This window comes from Colwellia sp. BRX8-9, from assembly GCF_014077245.1.
Classification (GTDB): domain Bacteria; phylum Pseudomonadota; class Gammaproteobacteria; order Enterobacterales; family Alteromonadaceae; genus Colwellia_A.
Window position 1 is genome coordinate 74,331 of sequence record NZ_JACGVN010000012.1, and the last position, 18,103, is coordinate 92,433.

21 protein-coding genes are annotated in these 18,103 nt (G+C 36.7%); 13 read left to right on the forward strand and 8 right to left on the reverse strand.

Features of this window, described 5'->3' with window-relative positions; all coding sequences use genetic code 11:
* Positions 1–132 precede the first annotated feature (132 nt).
* The 4 genes from H4J70_RS11745 to rlmM are packed head-to-tail and all read left to right on the forward strand — an operon-like array spanning position 133 to position 3,241.
* A complete protein-coding gene (locus tag H4J70_RS11745; protein WP_182251196.1) occupies positions 133–1,041 on the forward strand; it encodes a transcriptional regulator GcvA in 909 nt (302 codons plus the stop codon).
* Positions 1,031–1,699: an alpha/beta family hydrolase gene (locus H4J70_RS11750; RefSeq protein ID WP_182217540.1), complete on the forward strand. Its 669-nt coding sequence runs from the start codon at positions 1,031–1,033 to the stop codon at positions 1,697–1,699. The genes H4J70_RS11745 and H4J70_RS11750 overlap by 11 nt, the downstream gene beginning before the upstream one ends.
* The gene (locus H4J70_RS11755) at positions 1,689–2,141 is read left to right on the forward strand and encodes a DUF423 domain-containing protein (RefSeq protein ID WP_182217541.1); all 453 of its coding nucleotides are present in this window, start codon (positions 1,689–1,691) and stop codon (positions 2,139–2,141) included. The genes H4J70_RS11750 and H4J70_RS11755 overlap by 11 nt, the downstream gene beginning before the upstream one ends.
* A gap of 11 nt (positions 2,142–2,152) precedes the next feature.
* Positions 2,153–3,241, forward strand: a complete 1,089-nt coding sequence (rlmM, locus tag H4J70_RS11760; RefSeq protein ID WP_070376245.1) for a 23S rRNA (cytidine(2498)-2'-O)-methyltransferase RlmM — start codon at positions 2,153–2,155, stop codon at positions 3,239–3,241.
* Between the two features lie 93 nt (positions 3,242–3,334).
* Here the strand turns inward: rlmM and H4J70_RS11765 are convergent, their stop codons facing one another.
* The 6 genes from H4J70_RS11765 to queF form a co-directional block, all read right to left on the reverse strand.
* Positions 3,335–4,342 (reverse strand): isocitrate dehydrogenase, encoded by a 1,008-nt coding sequence (locus H4J70_RS11765; RefSeq protein WP_070376246.1) that lies wholly within the window; start codon positions 4,340–4,342, stop codon positions 3,335–3,337.
* 204 nt (positions 4,343–4,546) lie between these two features.
* Complete coding sequence (locus tag H4J70_RS11770) at positions 4,547–4,924, reverse strand: DUF3192 domain-containing protein (RefSeq protein WP_182217543.1); 378 nt, start codon at positions 4,922–4,924, stop codon at positions 4,547–4,549.
* 112 nt (positions 4,925–5,036) lie between these two features.
* Positions 5,037–5,837, reverse strand: coding sequence for a flap endonuclease Xni (xni, locus tag H4J70_RS11775; protein ID WP_182217545.1), 801 nt, complete (start codon positions 5,835–5,837; stop codon positions 5,037–5,039).
* A gap of 10 nt (positions 5,838–5,847) precedes the next feature.
* Positions 5,848–7,188, reverse strand: coding sequence for a nucleotide 5'-monophosphate nucleosidase PpnN (ppnN, locus tag H4J70_RS11780; protein ID WP_182251197.1), 1,341 nt, complete (start codon positions 7,186–7,188; stop codon positions 5,848–5,850).
* Positions 7,189–7,293: 105 nt separating this feature from the next.
* The gene (locus H4J70_RS11785) at positions 7,294–8,892 is read right to left on the reverse strand and encodes a GGDEF domain-containing protein (RefSeq protein ID WP_182217548.1); all 1,599 of its coding nucleotides are present in this window, start codon (positions 8,890–8,892) and stop codon (positions 7,294–7,296) included.
* Positions 8,893–9,076: 184 nt separating this feature from the next.
* A complete protein-coding gene (gene queF / locus H4J70_RS11790; RefSeq protein ID WP_182217550.1) occupies positions 9,077–9,940 on the reverse strand; it encodes an NADPH-dependent 7-cyano-7-deazaguanine reductase QueF in 864 nt (287 codons plus the stop codon).
* A 61-nt stretch (positions 9,941–10,001) separates the two neighbouring features.
* Here queF and syd point away from each other — a divergent pair, with 61 nt between their 5' ends.
* Positions 10,002–10,562 (forward strand): SecY-interacting protein, encoded by a 561-nt coding sequence (syd, locus tag H4J70_RS11795; RefSeq protein ID WP_182217551.1) that lies wholly within the window; start codon positions 10,002–10,004, stop codon positions 10,560–10,562.
* Position 10,563: 1 nt separating this feature from the next.
* On the opposite strand, the gene H4J70_RS11800 is transcribed toward syd, so the two are convergent.
* Positions 10,564–10,890, reverse strand: coding sequence for a hypothetical protein (locus tag H4J70_RS11800; protein ID WP_182217553.1), 327 nt, complete (start codon positions 10,888–10,890; stop codon positions 10,564–10,566).
* Between the two features lie 207 nt (positions 10,891–11,097).
* Here H4J70_RS11800 and H4J70_RS11805 point away from each other — a divergent pair, with 207 nt between their 5' ends.
* From H4J70_RS11805 to ybaK, 8 genes are all read left to right on the forward strand, one after another.
* Positions 11,098–11,481: a DUF3192 domain-containing protein gene (locus H4J70_RS11805; protein ID WP_070376254.1), complete on the forward strand. Its 384-nt coding sequence runs from the start codon at positions 11,098–11,100 to the stop codon at positions 11,479–11,481.
* A 213-nt stretch (positions 11,482–11,694) separates the two neighbouring features.
* Entirely contained in the window at positions 11,695–12,339 is a 645-nt protein-coding gene (locus tag H4J70_RS11810) for a GNAT family N-acetyltransferase (protein ID WP_182217554.1), read from the forward strand.
* Positions 12,340–12,635: 296 nt separating this feature from the next.
* Positions 12,636–13,181: a DUF7010 family protein gene (locus H4J70_RS11815; protein ID WP_182217556.1), complete on the forward strand. Its 546-nt coding sequence runs from the start codon at positions 12,636–12,638 to the stop codon at positions 13,179–13,181.
* Positions 13,182–13,306: 125 nt separating this feature from the next.
* Positions 13,307–13,900 (forward strand): HD family hydrolase, encoded by a 594-nt coding sequence (locus H4J70_RS11820; RefSeq protein ID WP_182217558.1) that lies wholly within the window; start codon positions 13,307–13,309, stop codon positions 13,898–13,900.
* A gap of 116 nt (positions 13,901–14,016) precedes the next feature.
* Positions 14,017–14,613 (forward strand): glutathione S-transferase family protein, encoded by a 597-nt coding sequence (locus H4J70_RS11825; protein ID WP_182231321.1) that lies wholly within the window; start codon positions 14,017–14,019, stop codon positions 14,611–14,613.
* A gap of 108 nt (positions 14,614–14,721) precedes the next feature.
* A complete protein-coding gene (locus tag H4J70_RS11830) occupies positions 14,722–15,099 on the forward strand; it encodes a PH domain-containing protein (protein WP_182173093.1) in 378 nt (125 codons plus the stop codon).
* A 94-nt stretch (positions 15,100–15,193) separates the two neighbouring features.
* Complete coding sequence (locus tag H4J70_RS11835) at positions 15,194–15,508, forward strand: DUF2007 domain-containing protein (protein ID WP_182218720.1); 315 nt, start codon at positions 15,194–15,196, stop codon at positions 15,506–15,508.
* 93 nt (positions 15,509–15,601) lie between these two features.
* Positions 15,602–16,069: a Cys-tRNA(Pro) deacylase gene (gene ybaK / locus H4J70_RS11840; RefSeq protein WP_182218719.1), complete on the forward strand. Its 468-nt coding sequence runs from the start codon at positions 15,602–15,604 to the stop codon at positions 16,067–16,069.
* 53 nt (positions 16,070–16,122) lie between these two features.
* On the opposite strand, the gene H4J70_RS11845 is transcribed toward ybaK, so the two are convergent.
* Complete coding sequence (locus tag H4J70_RS11845; RefSeq protein WP_182231322.1) at positions 16,123–18,093, reverse strand: LTA synthase family protein; 1,971 nt, start codon at positions 18,091–18,093, stop codon at positions 16,123–16,125.
* Between the last annotated feature and the right edge of the window lie 10 nt (positions 18,094–18,103).

Below are 18,103 nucleotides of genomic sequence, written 5' to 3' on the forward strand. Positions count from 1 at the left end.
AACTTTTGAAATGACAATTTATAATGTTTATCATTAGAAAAACTAATGAATAATAGTTATTTATCATTGTTGCTTATTTATGCATTTATTTTGAATGCTATTCCATGTAAAAGTTATAATTAAAGGTGAATTTTGTCTAACAGGCTTCCGCCACTAAACGCTTTGAGAGCATTTGAGGCATCAGCAAGACAGTTGAGTTTTACTCGCGCTGCTGAAGAATTATTCGTCACTCAAGCGGCTGTCAGTCATCAAATAAAATCGCTTGAAGATTTTTTAGGCATAAAGTTATTTATGCGTAAAAATCGTGCTTTGTTGCTTTCTGAAGAAGGTCAAGCCTACTATCTTGATATTAAAGATGTCTTTAATGCCATTAACGAAGCAACTGAGCGATTGTTTGCCCGTGGTGAAAAAGGCGCGATAACTGTTAGCACACAACCAAGTTTTGCTATTCAGTGGTTGGTGCCGAGATTAAATGCTTTTTATGCTTTACATCCTGACATCGATGTTCGAATTAAAGCGGTAGATCAACCTGAGAATTCATTGACGGGTGATGTTGATGTAGCGATATATTTTGGTCGCGGCCATTGGGCCGATATTGATGCAGAACAATTACAAAAAGAATATCTTATTCCTGTTTGTTCACCTTTATTGTTGCAAGGTAAAAAGCCACTCGATAAAGTCGAAGATCTGATCAACCATACTTTATTGCATGATACTTCTCGCCGTGACTGGAAACGATGGTTCAAACAAGTAAACGTTAAAGCAACCAATGTCAATCATGGACCCATATTCAGTCATTCCGCTATGGTTGTTCAGGCGGCAATGCATGGGCAAGGTGTCGCATTAGCTCATAGTTTCCTGGCGAAACCTGATATTGATGCAGGTAGGCTTATATGTCCCTTTGAAGATGTTTTAGAAAGTAAAAATGCCTACTACGTCGTGTGTCGAGACCGACAAGTTGATTTAGGTAAAATTGCAGCATTTCGTGAATGGGTGCTTGATACTGTTGCCCAAGACCAAGAAGAATTAAATGACCAATAAGATGATTAATCTTACTCCTGATATTTCAACTATTATTAGTACCGTAGCAAAGCCTAAAGCTTTGGTTGTTTTTGCTCATGGTGCGGGTGCCGATAAAAGTCATGAATTTATGGAACAAGTCAGTCTTGCTTTAAACCAAAAAAATATCAATGTATTGAGATTTAACTTTTCGTATATGGATGTTCGCTTGGCGCAAGGTAATCGTAGACCACCCGATAGAATGCCAAAATTACTGGAATGTTTTTCCACCGTTATTGACGGGTTAGATAGTGATTTACCCCTTTTTATCGCGGGGAAATCAATGGGTGGACGTGTCGCTGCGACATTGGCTGGAGATAAAACAGCTAAGTTTTTAGGGGTAATGTGTTTAGGTTACCCGTTTCATCCACAGAAAAAACCTGAAAAATTAAGGTTGGCACCTTTGCAAGAAACACAAATGCCTATATTAATTTTACAGGGCACTCGAGATGCGTTAGGTAGCCAAGAAGAAATTGCACAATATGAATTTTCAGAGCGTTGTCACTGTATATTTTTTACCGATGGGGATCATAATTTGAAACCACGAGTAAAGTCAGGTTTTACCCATGCTCAACATATACAATCGGCGGTTAATGAAATGGTTAAATTTATTGATGAGCATAACCCAGATGAAATATAGTTGTGTTTATAGAAATTACTTGACCGCCATTATGATATTTATTGGTATCAGTGGCTGTTTTTCTGTATTATTCGGCGCTTGGTTTGCTCATGCTGGGGCAAATTTACCAAATGAAGTACAATCACGCCTTGCCAATGCATTGCAATATCAATTTTTTCATACTATAGCACTACTTACTGTGGCCATTTGGTTGCAAGTTCTAATGAGTAAGCGTCATGCGGCTAAAGTTATTAATCTTTTATATTTATCAGCAAGCTTTTTTATAGCCGGGATTTTATTTTTTAGTGGTGTTTTGTATATAAAAACATTTTTTGATTTTACTGTTATTGGAAAAATAGTTCCCTTTGGTGGTATATCATTTGCGCTGGGTTGGTTGTGTATCAGCTGGGCGGGAATTAATAGTACTCTGTGTACTTTAAACACAGACCAAGATCGTTTGTAGGTAAATTAGTTATGACCTCTATTATATTATATTGTCGCCCAGGCTTTGAAAAAGAGTGTGGTGCAGAAATTCAAGAAAAAGCCGCGTGGAATGAAGTGTTTGGCTATTTACAGCTAACTAAAAACGAAGGTTTAGTCTATTTTCATTTAAACAATCCTCAAGACGGTGAAGTTTTAATGGAAAAAATCCCATTGCGCCGCCTGATATTCGCTCGCGATTGGTTTGTTACCGTAACAGATAAAATTGACTTACCTGATTACAATCGTGTTGAAGCTATTACCGAAGTTTTAGGTACCGAATGGCAATATGCTGATTTACGGATGGAAATGCTTGACACAAACGAAGGTAAAGAACTTTCGAAATTCTGTCGTAAGCTGTCTGTACCGCTACGCCAGGCATTACGTAAGAATAAAATTCTTATGGAAAAAGGTGATAACGATGGCGCTATCTTACATGGTCTTTTTCTAAGTGGTAAAGAAGCTATTTTTGGTTTTTCGTTAGCCGATAATAGCTCTGTTTATACTATGGGTATTCCAAGGTTGAAGTTTCCAAGCGCTTCACCGAGCCGTTCAACATTAAAATTAGATGAAGCTTTTCTTCACTTTGTACCTCGCGATGAATGGGACGAACGTTTAACATCAGGTCTTAAAGCCGTTGATTTAGGCGCTGCTCCTGGTGGTTGGACATATCAATTAGTACGTCGTGGTATGATGGTGACAGCTATTGATAATGGCGCTATGGCTGAGTCATTAATGGATACAGGGCAAGTTAAACATCGCATGATGGACGGTTTCAAATATGTACCAATGAAACAAAATGTTCATTGGTTAGTATGTGACATGATCGAAAAACCTCAACGCGTAGCTAAGCTAATGGCTGAGTGGTTATTAAAAGGTTACTGTAAAGAAGCTATATTTAATTTAAAGTTGCCAATGAAAGGCCGTTATCAGGAAGTCACTAATGACTTACAAATACTTAAAGATGCTTTTAGTGAGCATAAAGTAAAGTATGAACTCTACGCTAAGCACCTTTATTATGATCGTGAAGAAATAACTGTTCATGCAAGATTATTATCTCCACCGCCAATGAAAGAAGAATAGCACGGCTCTTCTTGCATTAAAAAACCGACGTAATGTCGGTTTTTTAATGTCTGTTACAAGCGGGTATTACTAACAACTTCTAACCCGTTAGGTTTATAAACGCTCTAATACCGCTTGGGTAAAATCAGTGGTGCCGTGAGTGCCGCCTAAATCACGAGTCGTTCTATCACCCGTAGCAATAACATCTGTAATTGCATTACGGATCTTACTGGCTTTATCACCCATGTTTAAATATTCAAGCATTTGAATAGCGGCTAATATCACTGAAGTAGGGTTAGCTAAATTTTTGCCTGCAATATCTGGTGCACTACCATGCACAGCTTCAAAAATAGCGCAGTCGCCACCAATGTTAGCGCCAGGAGCCATACCTAAACCACCAACTAAACCTGCACACAAGTCAGATAAAATATCACCAAATAAGTTGGTTGTTACAATGACATCGAATTGTTCTGGGTTCATTACTAATTGCATACAACAATTATCAACGATCATTTCTGTCGATTCTATTTGTGGATAACGGGCAGCAACTTCACGCGCAACTTTTAAAAACAAGCCAGAAGTTGATTTCAAAATATTCGCTTTATGAACAGCTGTTACTTTTTTTCTACCTTCTTTGATAGCCGTTTCATAGGCAAAAGTAAGAATGCGTTCAGCACCTTCACGGGTAATTAAACTTTTTGCTTCAGCAACTTCGCCATCATCAGACAATATTTGTCCTAAGCCTGAATACATACCTTCGGTGTTTTCACGTACCGTTATGATGTTTATGTCTTCGTAGCGGGCTTTAGTGCCTTTAAACGATATTACAGGACGAACATTTGCGTAGAGTTGGAAATGCTTACGCAAAGTAACATTGATAGAAGTAAAGCCTTCGCCAACCGGTGTGGTAAGTGGACCTTTAAGGGCGATTTTATTTTTTTGAATAAGCGCTAAGGTACTTTCTGGGATCAAGTCACCATGATTTTCAAGAGCAGTAAGACCGGCGTCAGCATATTCATATGCAAAATCACATCCGGCTTTGTCTAGTATTTTAATTGTAGCATCGATAATATCGGGACCAATGCCATCGCCGGGGATCACTGTTATGGTTTGTGTAGCCATTTTTCTGCCTTTCAAAAGAGTTTGTCAAATTAGGAAACGGGTGCTGTTATAGCACGCGATACTTGTGTAATCTAGGATAAAACCTTTCAGGCACCCTATATCGTTTGGTTTTACCTGATTGTGTTTTATAGTTGTTAGTATAAAGGATCGTTTAATGAAACGTTATTAGACTTTTGTTTTATTAAAGCTGCTTTCAGCGTTAGTTTATAGTTGCTGAAACTGTTCGTAAGCTGTGTTGCCAATAGCGATAAGTGAGCCATTTTTAAATAAAAGTGCGGTACATTCGTCTTGGGTAGTAAATCCATCAGATTTAACGTGTTGAGTACGATAAAAGGTCACTTGAAAACTGTCTTCATTAACTTTTTTCGCCTCTGTTATATCTGGACTGCCTAATTCTTCTATCGCTTGGTCGAAATTAAACTTTTCTAAGGTTAATTTACCTATGTATTGCTTGTTATATGATTCGCGGTCACCCCATTCCATATCAGATGGACTGTCATCATAAAAGTTTACCACTAGGGCAACAAAAACACCGTAAATGGCTAATGCGATTAAGATACGAGAGATGACTTTCTTATTCATTTATTAAAATTTCCGTTAAATTGTTGATCAATATTGAAATATGAAGCTTAACAAGCGCTAATTATTTTAGTTAATTTATACAAGGTTTAATACAAATATTTTGTTCACTCCCCTATGAAGAAAGGCGAATATCTTTCAAATTAAAGCCCAGTGGTATGTCTTTTTTGAGCGTAATAAGCTCTTGGCTGAGTGCAATTTGTTCTTTATGTTCAGCAAGCTTATTGGCTAATGTTGCTTTAATATCAGTTGCTTCAAGTATACTTTTTAATGAGCCATACTGATTTAATAACTGTGCAGCAGTGACTTGTCCAATCCCCGCAACCCCTGGAATCTTATTGGTATTGTCACCGGTTAATGTCCATAAATCCATAAGCTGTTGTGGCTTAACATTGAATTTACTTAGTACAAAGTTAGTATCAAGATGGCGACGATTAAAGTGATCATAAACGCCGATATGTGGACCCAATAATGAGAGGAAGCCTTTATCTGTCGAAACGATCGTAACATTTTGATCTTTTAATGCCATTTTTACCGCCAATGTCGCAATGATATCGTCAGCTTCATCTTCTTCTGGTATTAATGAATCGACTTGTTGCTTCATTAACTCATCTTGAATATCAGGAAGGCTGGCAGCCAAATGTGCTGCCATTTTTTTTCTACCTTTCTTATAATCAGGGAATAGCTCGTAACGCCAACAAGGCTTATCACTATCAAATACCGCTAAAACATGGCTAGGTTGTAGATGATCAAGTATTTTTGTTAACGCTTGTCCGCAAGCGATCTGAGTATTAAACAGGACTTGTTGTTTGGTGTTTTCTGCAAGCTCGTTATTAAAAAGAAAAGGACGCTCTTGTACTGCGTATATTCTCCTAATTAAATTCAACGCATCAATTAATACAAGATGTGCGGACATTCATTTACCCTTAAATTACTTTATAGCATGGTATATATTTACTGCCAGGTAGTTTCATTCGTTGTTGCTCAACAAATGACGCCAGTAAATTATCCATTAGTTTCATTATTTTTTTATCGCCAGATATTTCAAAGGGACCATTCTCTCTGATTGCTCTAATACCTTGCGATTTTACGTTACCCGCTACTATAGCAGAAAAAATACGGCGTAAGTTTGCTGCTAATGTCGCTTTGTCTAAATCATAGTTAATTGGCAGGTCAGCAATGTTCTCGTGCGTAGGTTCAAAAGGCTGTTGAAAGTCGGGCTCAATCACTAAAGACCAGTTAAAATGGAAGGCATCACCCGTTTTTTTGCGATAAGTTATGACTTCATTTAATTTATGACGCATGGCTTTAGCTACCGCAATTGGGTCATCAACAATAATTTCATAAAGGTTTTGTGCTTTTTCACCTAAAGTTGCGCCAATAAAGCGATCAATTTGAATAAAGTATTCTGCGCTCTCTTTAGGTCCTGTCAAAATAATAGGTAATTTTTGAGCTTCATTTTTGCTATTGAGCATAATACCTAAAATATAAAGCAATTCTTCGGCGGTTCCTGCGCCCCCAGGGAAAATAACAATACCATGTGACATTCGAACAAAAGCCTCTAAGCGTTTTTCGATATCAGGCATGATAACTAATTCATTAACGATAGGATTAGGTGGCTCAGCCGCAATAATACTTGGCTCTGTTAAACCAATATAACGACCGTCTTTATTACGCTGTTTTGCATGAGCTATAGTTGCTCCTTTCATGGGACCTTTCATTGCACCTGGGCCACAGCCTGTACAGATATTAAAGCCTCGCAGGCCCAATTGATAACCCACTTCCTTAGTGTACTTGTACTCATTATCGTTTATAGAATGACCACCCCAGCAAGTAACCAGATTAGGATCGCTTTCAGGGATAATAACATTCGCATTTCGTAAAATATCAAATGTAAGATCTGTTATCTGCTGAGTATGTTTAGCATCGGCTTGGTATCGATTATGGGTAAAAAGAATATCGCGTAACACCGCTGATAAAAGCTCTTGTATACCTCTTATTATTTTACCATCAACAAAGGCATCACCAGGTGGGTTTGTTAAAGCTAATTTTACACCACGTTCGCGGCGCAAAACTTGTATCTCAAAATCTTGAAATTTTTGATATATTTGTTCGGCATCATCGGTATGGCTGCCGGCATTTAATACCGCGAGTGAACAATTTCGATAGACTTGATAAGTTTTACTGTTCGCTGATTTTTGAAGTTGCTCTATTTCTGATTGTGAGAGCAGGTTCATATTGCCAACAGGATTTATTTGCGTATTCATCATTGAGCTCCTTCAGAAAAATGTAAAGCTAATAACTTGAAACGTACCAAGGTTATTAGCTTTTTATGGATAATTGCAGGAAAAAACGGAATTTTCAGACGATATTTATAGGTAAACAACGTTGTTTTTGCCTTTCTCTTTGGCTTGATAAAGTGCACCATCTGCTCGTTCAAAAGCCATATGGACATTATCATCTTGTTGGATATGTGTAACGCCAATAGAAATGGTGATGGTCACTTTATTACTTTTAAATTTAAAGGGTAATTTTGCGACTTGTAAGCGCAGTCGGTTAAGTTTATCGATTAAGTTTTCTTGATTGGTACCAGAGAATACGAGTACAAACTCTTCTCCGCCATAACGTGCAATAAATGCGTCACTACCTATGTGTTTTTTTAAGGTACTTGAAATAACTTGCAAGGTTTTATCGCCAGCAGTGTGGCCGTAGGTATCATTAATACGCTTAAAGTTATCAAGGTCCATTACCACAATAGCCAAGTCGAAATTTTTATTATGAAAACGCACCATTTCTCTAGCGAAGTATTCATCAAATGCGGCGCGATTGTTGAGCTTAGTTAAGGCGTCTTGTAAGCTTCTGGCTTGTTGTTCTTGAATACGTTTTTCAAAGTTTCGGCTTTGTTTTTCTAATAATTCGACCTTTTCAGTCATTGACGATAATTGGCCGTGTAAAGCATCTTGTTGTTCACGTTCAAAGGTTGTTTTCTTTAAAAGTGTACCAGCAATAAGTTTTAACTTAGCATTAATATCAACTTTAATATCGGCTAGAGACGTGGCTTTATCTAAACCATTAGCCATATCTACAATCTGTTTTTGCAACTGTTCATTTAATAAACCATGTTGTGATTGAGATTCTTTGCAACTGTTTAGTGTTGTTTTTACTGCGAACTGTACCGTTGTTAAGGTTTCGCTTAATGTTGAAAGAAATACTTTTGCAGTATTTCTTTCATCGTTTAAATCTTCAATGATCACATCAAATACGGCCAAAAAACTGTCTAGTAAGCTGTTGTTTGATATACCTTCATTGAGCTGAGACTTAATCACAGCGATATCTTTTGCATGTTTATCTGAGACAACTAAGTCGGCAATAATTGTTTCAAAACGAGCGATGTATTTCAGCTCGGCATCGTTATTAACTTTAACCGTTTTTGTTGTTGAGTTCTGTTGTCCTAATAATCCCCCCACAGGAGCAGCGTCAATAAACTTTGCTGCTAAGGCGTCATCGTAAAAGGTTAATAACTGACTTAACAAGGGAACATATTGTATAACAGCATCTTTGGGATCTTTTGACTCCGTGATTAAACTACGTAATTTACGTCGTAAGTCAGCAGGTAAGCCATTGATTTTTTGCAAAGCTAAACCAGCGATATGGAATCTTTCGTGTAATTGGTTAAGATTTGAAATGTTTATTTGAGATTGCTGTTGTAGTAAAAGTGAAGTTGCGGCTATGTGTGCTTGAATGTCAGCAAGTGGCGCCGACTGTTTGAGTAAAAGTCGTAACTTAGCCAACTTATTATCTAACGTAATATCCATGCCCTTGCATACAAGAGAAAGCTTTTCAATAAAGGTTATTAACAGTGAAGACTGTGATTTTAGATCTTTTTCTACGTCGGCACGTGAAGTAATGGCGAGTTCGAGTTTTTTCTTCAGTAATGTTATTTCTTTGTTGGCGGCTGGGTTGTTGCTCATAAAAAACGGTCTTCCGTAAAGTACTTTATCGGCTAATGGACTTGATAAATTTGCATTGAGTATAGCTAAATATAGTTAATATAAAAATGAACACACTTTTAAATTATATGACTTAATAGTAAACCTAAGATGCTAAAAAGTCAGCATTGATAATGATTTATAATTGATTTAACTCAAATAGTGTTTATTGTCTTAGCGTTCTTCCGGTTGGTGCGTGTAAGGTAGACGTCGATCGAAATGGATTTATGTCTAAACCGCCTCGTCTGGTGTAGCGCGCAAAAACAGTCAACTCAGTCACTTGACAATATTTCATTAAATCACAATATATTCTTTCAACACATTGTTCGTGAAACTCATTATGTTGTCTAAATGATATTAAGTAAGCTAGCAAAGCGCTCGGTGAAATCTTTTGACCACTGTATTGAATATAAATACTTGCCCAATCGGGTTGATTAGTAATTAAACAGTTAGATTTTAATAAATGGCTGACTAAAGATTCATCCTTGACAATTTCCCCTGCAATATTTGCATTGTTGAGCAGCGTTGGATCAAGTTGATAGTTATCAATATCAAGTTCAACATCATCTATACATAGGGTGTTTTCAGAAAAAATCTGATGATTTATTTCCAGTGCAGGGCAATTATCAACAGGAAATAGCTTTACGCCCGCTTTGCCTTCAGCGGTATTGGATAGATCTTTAATTAAGCAATCTTCAACCTCTTGCCAAGATGAAAACCGACTCTGATTAAAGCTATTTAAATACAATTTAAATGACTTAGACTCAACTATGTTAGTGCTGGTGCAAGGAAAACGAAATTCTGCAACAGCAACAATGGGTTTACCTTTGCTATTGAGCCACGAAAGTTCATAGGCATACCAGACATCTTCGCCAATAAAGGGTAAGCTTTCGGCGTGAATAGCTAAACTGTCTCTATTTAAAGTTCGAGGTACCGCTTGTAAGAGTTCTGGGTTATATTCACTGCAATAATTAGTGGCTTTTCCAAGTGTTAATTGGCTTAATACTTTTGCGTTTTTATAATTTGTCATACAATGGCTAGTTTAGTCTATTGGCTATTTGTCGTTACATTTTAAAGGATCTTTTTAACAGATGAAATCATCACCATGCGAGTTAATGCAATCTTTATCATTATTTTCACAAAAATATTTATCACAATACCAAGAACGTTACCAGCATTTACCGCTTATAGAAAAAGACGAACAATGGCCTTCTCCATGTTTATCAGATGATTATGATGAAAATCATCAATATTGGCAACCTTGTGAAATCAGCGACCCGATTAACTTTGATAATGTTGAAAAAGCGTTAGAAATAACAATAAACGCGGATTTTAAAACCTATTTCACCAGTTTGTACAGCGACACCTTAGATGCAAGCTGTGAGGAAGGCGCTTTATCACTACTTTTTGCTTGGAGCAAAGATGACTTCCAACGTTTACAAGAGAATGTGATAGGGCATATATTAATGAAGCAGAAATTAAAGCAACCATTAACTTTATTTTTTGCCTTGACCGACGACGATAATATGATTTTAAGTGTCAACAATGACAACGGGGAGATCTGGGTCGAAAAAGTAGGTGCTAAAGCGCATAAGAAAGTGGCCGACTCACTGGTTAGCTTTATTAATATGCTCAGCCCTAGAATTCCTTAACTTATATTTTTTTTAGGCTAATGATCAGGGCTTTTAGCTCTGCTAATTCAGTTTCTATTGGCTCTAATGCCGTTGCTATTGCTTTAGTTATCATCATCTCTATTTCTGGAGAGTTCAAGGCTAGCGTTTGATTTTTTTCAACAAGCTTCTTAGTTTCACCGGTTAATGTGATCAGTTTAGGGTCATGGGTCCAATTTCTTAATATTGATATAAGGGTTGGCAGTGGAACTGGTGTTTTTAGTTTGGTTTTAAGCAAGGCTACCGTTGGCTTTTTACCTTGATTAGCTAATTGATTAGCGATGATTGTTATTTCGTCAGTTATGGTCATAAATTTATAATTACTTGTCAAAGAGGCTATGTTTTAGCGAATATCACAAAACATGTTCGCCGTGTTTACCTGGTTTTTATTTTATTTATATATATATCAATGTGTTGCCGAGTTGGTTTATCCCTTGCTATTAAGTAAGTTGTAGACCAATAACGTTGTTTAAATTATATAAAATATTTACACATAAAATATTAATCAGGGAAACTTATGAAAAAATCAATTATAGCATTACTTATTGCGGCACCTTTAACTTTATCATTAACGGGATGTGTTATTGCTGTTGGTGGCGGTGATGAAGGGCATTCAATGTCAACTTCGTTTGGCGATCGTGAATATGAAAACCGTAAGAAAATTGACAAAATTCAATTAAATGCCAGCTATAGTGATGTTAAGCAAAAGCTAGGGCTTGGCGACTTCAATGAAAAATACCAAATAGACGGTAAAGAAATACAGGTGCTCTTTTATCGTACTCATCGTGTCCATAAAGATGATTTAACCACTAAGGACGAGTGCACATATTTACATTTTGTAGATGGTGTTTTATTAGAAACGGGTAATGGTGCAGATTATAGACGCAACATTTCAGGTTAATCGTTATTGTTTATAGTGTAAAGGTAACCGCTAGTGCTACCTTTACAACTAAACCCTAATGTTTTTACTATAACGGCACCTGCTATCGACGGTTTATTATTACATATTTGTCTTAAGAAAATAGCTTGAAAGCGTTGGAGTTTTGTTTGACCTTATTCGTTTTTTACTGCTATGGTGATGAAATAAAAATAATAAACGCAAGGATGACAAGGTATGTCAGAAGTAATACGTGATAAAAAAAATCTTGATATAAAAGCTGCTTATTTGTCAGGTGAAGATTTAAAACTCGCTGCCTCTTTATTGTATCAAGCTTATCATGATGATCCTGTTTTTCTAGAAATATTTTCCAATGAAAACAACGATTACGAACAAAAGTTGCGTGCAGCCATTCGAGAAGAGTTAAGTGCTTTTTGGCATGCTAAACAACCTATGGTTGGCTTATACTTGGGGGAGGCAATGGTAGGTGTTGCTTGTTTAAATAGCCCAGATGAAAGTGTTAGTTCAGAGCGATTTTGGCACTGGCGTTTAAAGATGATGCTAGGTGCTGGCTACTTTAGTACCAAACAGATGATTGAAAAAGAAAAAACAGTACTTGCTGCTGTACCAATGAAGAAATTTCATATGCTTGCCTTTATTGCGATTCATCCTTTACATCAACATCATGGCTTTGGTCATTACCTTATGGCAGCCGTCAATACAATATTAGAAGAGCACTCTGCAAGTGAAGGGGTTGCTGTTTATGCGACAACAAAGAAATATCAACAATTTTTTAAAGAAGTTGATTATGAACTGGTTAAAGAGCTCTCTATTGGTAATGTTTCGGGTTCACTGATGATTCATTACCGAAGTAAAAGTTAAACTGAATCTCTTGGTCAACTTTAGATAAATACCAAATTAATATTTGGTATTTTTTTACTTAATTTAAGGTGTTTTTTTACCTAAGTTAAAAATGTAGCGGTTGTATTTTCAAAGTGGCCAATGTTATATTTTGTTGATTAATCAAATTTTTGTGCTTTAACTATCCATTTTAGCTTACAAAAAATGTTCAAACACTAAGTATTAGCTATAGGGTTTTACTTAATATTTTTGTTAAGGATATTATTGTTAGTGAATTGCCGTTAATAGGACATGCATTGCAAAGTTAAGGAGTTTAGATGAAGTTTGAAGCAGCACAGGAAAACATGCGCTTTTCATATTTTGATGGTGGAATTGGTGTATTAGTTTCTGGTTTAATTTGGTGTGCTGCTGGTTCAGTTGCCTTAGTGCATTCGAATCAATTGAGTATGCTAGCATTATTCTTTGGCGGTATGTTTATCCATCCGTTGTCGATGCTATTGTCAAAATACTTTAAACGTCCTGGCAATCACTATCCTAAAAATCCACTTGGAAAACTGGCATTAGAAAGTACAATTATCTTATTTGTTGGTTTATTTTTGGCTTTCTATGTAGCAAAGCTGCAAGTTGAATGGTTTTATCCGATAATGCTGATGATCATTGGTGTACGTTATCTAGTGTTTAATACGCTGTATGGCTTAAAAATATATTGGCTTTTAGGAAGCGTGCTGATATTTTCTGGTATGTTATGTATATTGTTAGGTGCTAATTTTATCATTGGCGCATTTATTGGTGGAGCAACAGAAATTGTCTTCTCACTTGTGATCATTAATCAATCGAAAGGTTTGGTTTTAAACGCCACTTAGTTGCTCATTCCCGCCTCGCCATTATTTGATGATTTGTTGACCACCACTAAGCACGATCTTTTATGCTATAGGCGGCGAACTGCCGTCAAATTATGCTTCATTTACCTTATCATTTTGGAAAAACAATGGAAGAACTCAATAAACAATTAGATTTTATTATTGAATTAGATAGGCTCAAAGGAATTTATCGACAAGCGCTGGTCAAGTCTGATAAAAATAGATTTGAGAACAGTGCAGAGCACAGTTGGCATATTTCATTAACGGCTGAAATACTTCAAGAGTATGCAGTAGAGAAGGTCAATATAGCACGAGTGATGAGTATGTTACTTATTCACGATATTGTCGAGATAGATGCAGGGGATATGTTTGCTTTTTCCGATAAACAAGCACTAGCAGAGCAACAAGAAAAAGAAATTGCTGCAGCAACCCGTATCTTTGGTTTATTGCCGGATAAACAATTTCAAGCTTTTAATGCCTTATGGTTAGAGTTCGAAGAAGCTGAAACTGTTGATGCTCGATTTGCTAAAGCCATAGACAGCGTTTTACCCTTTTTACAAAATATAAAGAATGAGGGGGGCAGTTGGGTTAAGCATAAGGTTAACAAATCACAGGTACTAAAACGTAATAGTTTTCTTGAAGGACTCGCTCCTCAGTTATGGTTATATGTTTGTCAGCAAATTGATAATGCGGTAGAGCAAGGTTGGTTGTTGGACGAGTAATCGGCATAGCTAGTCAGTAAAGTATTACGCTGTTTGATTACACAAGCTATTATTTATATTGTCGATAATAATTGTTCGAGCAATTATTGCACCGTGGCATGCTTAAGGATAATTTAGTGAAAATATATGCGGATATTCAGTCAGGTAATTGTTATAAAATTAAGCTTGTCACCTCAATTTTAAAGATAGAGCATGAGTGGATTAATATTAATATACTTGCAGGTGAGAGTGGCACAGCGTCGTTTTTGAAAAAGAACCCAACAGGAAAAATTCCGTTACTTGAGCTCGATGACGGACGTTTTTTATCAGAATCTAACGCTATTTTGAATTACCTTGCCTCAGGTTCATCACTGTTACCTAAAGATAGATATGAAAATGCAAAGGTACAGCAGTGGCAATTTTTTGAACAATATAGCCATGAGCCATTTATTGCTGTTGCTAGGTTTATTGCTAAATATCTTGGTTTACCTGATAACCGTAAAGCGGAATATCAATCCAAACAAGAAGGGGGTCACAAAGCTCTAAGAATTATGGAGAAGCAATTGGAAATAACACCTTATCTTGTCGGGAGCACATTGACTACCGCTGATATTTCACTTTATGGATATACACACGTAGCAGAAGAGGGTGGTTTTAACCTGCTTGAATATCCTGCGATTCAAATGTGGATCAATAGGGTACAAGCACACCCCAACTATACTGCTATGGCGTAACATCATCGTGGGAAACCATGAAGTTGGAGATAAATGTCACGTTTGTCAATACTGCAAAGCTATGCTTTTTATTACGGTATTCGAAAATTAATTACATAAGGATTAACTATGATAGATTTTAAAAACTCTTCGGTGTTCAAATTAAAACCAATAGAAATCGAAGATGCGAGAGAAGACTTTCACAAGTTTATGATTGAGGGGGAGTCAATTTTTGCGGCCTTTAAAAGTATTAGAGACCAAGTGGTATTCACGAATAAGCGCATTATTGCCGCCAACGTTCAGGGAATTACCGGTTCAAAGGTCGACTATACTTCTTTACCTTATAGCAAAATACAGGCTTTTTCAGTTGAGTCATCGGGCACATTAGATTTAGATTGTGAAATAGAAGTCTATGTCAGTGAACTCGGTATGGCTAAATTTGAGATTAAAGGTTCTTTCGATCTTATCCAATTTAATCAGCATATTAGCCAACACGTACTTGCGTAAATTCAGTGTTATTAACAAAGTAATAATGAATTTATTGGTTAATATTTTAGCTAACTACACCCTACCTATTAATAACTATCACTAGGGCGAAATGATGAAACTGCTTTATGCTCACGAAAACCATTTTATGGTTAACAATGTTAAAAACCTTATTGAAGCACAACAAATAAGTTGCTTTATTAAAAATGAATTTGCTCAAGGAGCCGTAGGTGAAATATCAGCTTTTGATGCTTGGCCAGAAGTCTGGCTTGTTAATGAGGCTGATTTTGAACGTGCGACGACGATATTAACGTCATATCAGCAGGCAAACAAAGGCGAAGACTGGCTATGTAAAAGCTGCGCCGAAACAAATGATGCTTCCTTTGAGATATGCTGGAACTGTCAGCATGAAAATAAAGAGTCGCTTTAAAGAAGCTCTTTAAGTTTGAACATTGTTTTTATAATAATATATTAGCCAACAATTATCAGCGATTTCTTTAGGCTACTCACTTAGGATATTGAAATGACACCAGGAATCAATGTAGCTAAAAAAAATAAAATTTTACATAAAATACATGAGTATTCTCATGATGAAACCGCGGAGTCCTATGGACTCGAAGCAGCCGAAAAATTAGGTGTCATCGAACAACGAATATTCAAAACTTTAGTGGTAATGCTAGATGATAAAAGCTTAGCCGTAGGTATTATTCCGGTTTCCGCTATGCTTAGTATGAAGCTTATTGCAAAAGCTGTTGGAGCTAAAAAAGCTAATATGGCTGATAAGTCTGATGTTGAACGTTCAACGGGGTATGTTCTTGGAGGAGTAAGCCCACTTGGGCAAAAAAAAGCACTGAGAACAATTGTTGACGCCTCAGCTAACCATTACGCCTCTATCTATGTGAGTGCAGGCCGGCGAGGATTAGAAATAGAATTGAGCCCCGCCGACTTAATAAAGCTCACGAATGGAATGCTGACGAAAATATGTCAGTGATACTTTTAATAAATCATTAAAATCAATAACTTAAGGTTGTGTTGCTCAGTGTTTCACTCAGTTTTACTGGAATACCACTGATTTTCATAGGCTAAACTTCCCCATAAAGCATGGGCTAAAGCGATCTCAGCAAGTTTCGCGTTAATTGCTTTAGGTTCTAGTTTCTTTTTCTTTAAAGAATAGTCAAAATTTACTGGTGGCTTTTGTGGTTGCAGTATTGTGACATTCTCATCGGTCATATAGGCAAAGTTATCGGCATATTGCATCATTGCCCTTCCTTTGACCTGGGTATTATTTAAATCACGGCCAATCATAGGGGAATCGTTAGTTACGCCCATTAAGGACAGCAAGGTCGGAGCAAGGTCGATTTGACTTACAATTCTTTCATCAGATAAATGTTTATTGCCTGAATTAAGAATAACGCCTGGAATATGGAAATTTTTAATAGGAACAAGGTCGTTTCCTAACGCTCTAGCATCATGGTCAGCAACAATAATAAATATAGTATCTTGCCAATAGGGTTGTTTTTTTGCTTGGTCGATAAACTTACCCAGAGCATAGTCTGCATATTGGATCGCCTGATGGCGCAATAGTTCTTTTGAATCGTACAGAGCTAATTGCGCTGTTGAATATGCTAGTGGCGTTATTTTACCTGAGGGTATTTCAAAAGGATCATGATTGCTGGATGAAAAAATAAAACTTAGAAAAGGTTTATCACCTTTGTGTAATTTGCTTAATTCGATATCAGCTTGATTAAACAAGTCTTCATCACTGGCTCCCCACGAACCGACAAACTGAGGGTTTTGTATTTTGTTAAAATCAACAATATCGCTAAAGCCATTGCCTAAAAAGAAACCTTTCATATTATCAAAATGGCTTTCTCCACCATAAATAAATTGCGTGGTGTAATTATTTCTCTCAAGTAAACTTGCGATGGTGAAGAAGCCATGCTGAGATTTATCAAGCTTTACTACTGCTCGAGCTGGCGTTGGTGTGAACCCAGTAATAACCGCTTCAATGCCCCTTACAGAGCGTGTACCGGTAGCATATAAATTTTTGAACGCCCAGCCTTCAGTATTTAATTTATCAATTTCAGGCGTAAGTGGTAGCCCTCCTAATGATGAAACAAATTGCGCACCTAAACTCTCTTCTAAAATTATCACTAAATTTTTAGGTTTTCCTTGGTAAACGGGTGCCCTAGCGCTAAAAGAAGGTTGCGCATTATTATTAAAAACTTGTGTATTTAAGCCAGTTTCCTGGCGAACAAGTTTAATAACTTGTTCTGTAGCCATAGTGCCATAAAGTTTTGATGCATACTTTTCATTACCGAACTGTTTATAGGCATGAGCAACACTATAGATTGAATTTAAGGTTAATGAATTAATCAGTGGGTCGGTAGAAAAATAAACGAATGACGGGTTAATAGGGCGATGACCTACAGTACCTCTGGCGCAGAGAAAAAGCACAATAAAGAGCATGATAAATGATAGGGATGATGATGAGGGCGTTACAGCAATTATTGGCTTTTTGGTACGAGTGAGTTTACCTACCGTACGCCAAATAAACGGACTAGACACCATCATTAAGGAACATAATACAACTATGGTCAATAAGTGTCCGTTGAATAACATTTTCATGACTTCATCAGGATAAGCTAAATATTCGATGAATAACCTGTTAGGTCTAAATCCATATTCATTAATAAATGCAGGTGTGGCAAGCTCAAAAAAGAGCACTGCCATAAAAATAAAGAAAAACATTGCTCTTAACGCGCTAAGCCATGTGCTTTGAAATTTAGACAGCATTAGCAAGGGATGAACTATTCCAGGTAAAATTAATAGATAACCTAGCGTGCTTAAGTCGATTTTTAGCCCATTAAGTATCAGGGTAACCATACTGCTAAAATCGGTAAAACGTTCAATTTGCCAAATCGCAAAGCCAAGCCTAGCGACAAAAAGTGTAAAAATTAATAATAATGCAAACAGTAAAAATGGACGAACTAAAGCGGTTGTAGAGGTAAACATCGTTATTAAT

Coding starts and splice junctions, on each gene's coding strand:
- ybaK (WP_182218719.1), top strand. CDS start 15,602: ATGACACCAGGAATCAATGTAGCTAAAAAAAATAAAATTTTACATAAA.
- H4J70_RS11765 (WP_070376246.1), bottom strand. CDS start 4,342: ATGGCTACACAAACCATAACAGTGATCCCCGGCGATGGCATTGGTCCC.
- syd (WP_182217551.1), top strand. CDS start 10,002: ATGAAATCATCACCATGCGAGTTAATGCAATCTTTATCATTATTTTCA.
- ppnN (WP_182251197.1), bottom strand. CDS start 7,188: ATGAATACGCAAATAAATCCTGTTGGCAATATGAACCTGCTCTCACAA.
- H4J70_RS11820 (WP_182217558.1), top strand. CDS start 13,307: ATGGAAGAACTCAATAAACAATTAGATTTTATTATTGAATTAGATAGG.
- H4J70_RS11785 (WP_182217548.1), bottom strand. CDS start 8,892: ATGAGCAACAACCCAGCCGCCAACAAAGAAATAACATTACTGAAGAAA.
- H4J70_RS11810 (WP_182217554.1), top strand. CDS start 11,695: ATGTCAGAAGTAATACGTGATAAAAAAAATCTTGATATAAAAGCTGCT.
- H4J70_RS11805 (WP_070376254.1), top strand. CDS start 11,098: ATGAAAAAATCAATTATAGCATTACTTATTGCGGCACCTTTAACTTTA.
- H4J70_RS11770 (WP_182217543.1), bottom strand. CDS start 4,924: ATGAATAAGAAAGTCATCTCTCGTATCTTAATCGCATTAGCCATTTAC.
- xni (WP_182217545.1), bottom strand. CDS start 5,837: ATGTCCGCACATCTTGTATTAATTGATGCGTTGAATTTAATTAGGAGA.
- H4J70_RS11750 (WP_182217540.1), top strand. CDS start 1,031: ATGACCAATAAGATGATTAATCTTACTCCTGATATTTCAACTATTATT.
- rlmM (WP_070376245.1), top strand. CDS start 2,153: ATGACCTCTATTATATTATATTGTCGCCCAGGCTTTGAAAAAGAGTGT.
- H4J70_RS11755 (WP_182217541.1), top strand. CDS start 1,689: ATGAAATATAGTTGTGTTTATAGAAATTACTTGACCGCCATTATGATA.
- H4J70_RS11815 (WP_182217556.1), top strand. CDS start 12,636: ATGAAGTTTGAAGCAGCACAGGAAAACATGCGCTTTTCATATTTTGAT.
- H4J70_RS11830 (WP_182173093.1), top strand. CDS start 14,722: ATGATAGATTTTAAAAACTCTTCGGTGTTCAAATTAAAACCAATAGAA.
- H4J70_RS11800 (WP_182217553.1), bottom strand. CDS start 10,890: ATGACCATAACTGACGAAATAACAATCATCGCTAATCAATTAGCTAAT.
- H4J70_RS11835 (WP_182218720.1), top strand. CDS start 15,194: ATGAAACTGCTTTATGCTCACGAAAACCATTTTATGGTTAACAATGTT.
- queF (WP_182217550.1), bottom strand. CDS start 9,940: ATGACAAATTATAAAAACGCAAAAGTATTAAGCCAATTAACACTTGGA.
- H4J70_RS11845 (WP_182231322.1), bottom strand. CDS start 18,093: ATGTTTACCTCTACAACCGCTTTAGTTCGTCCATTTTTACTGTTTGCA.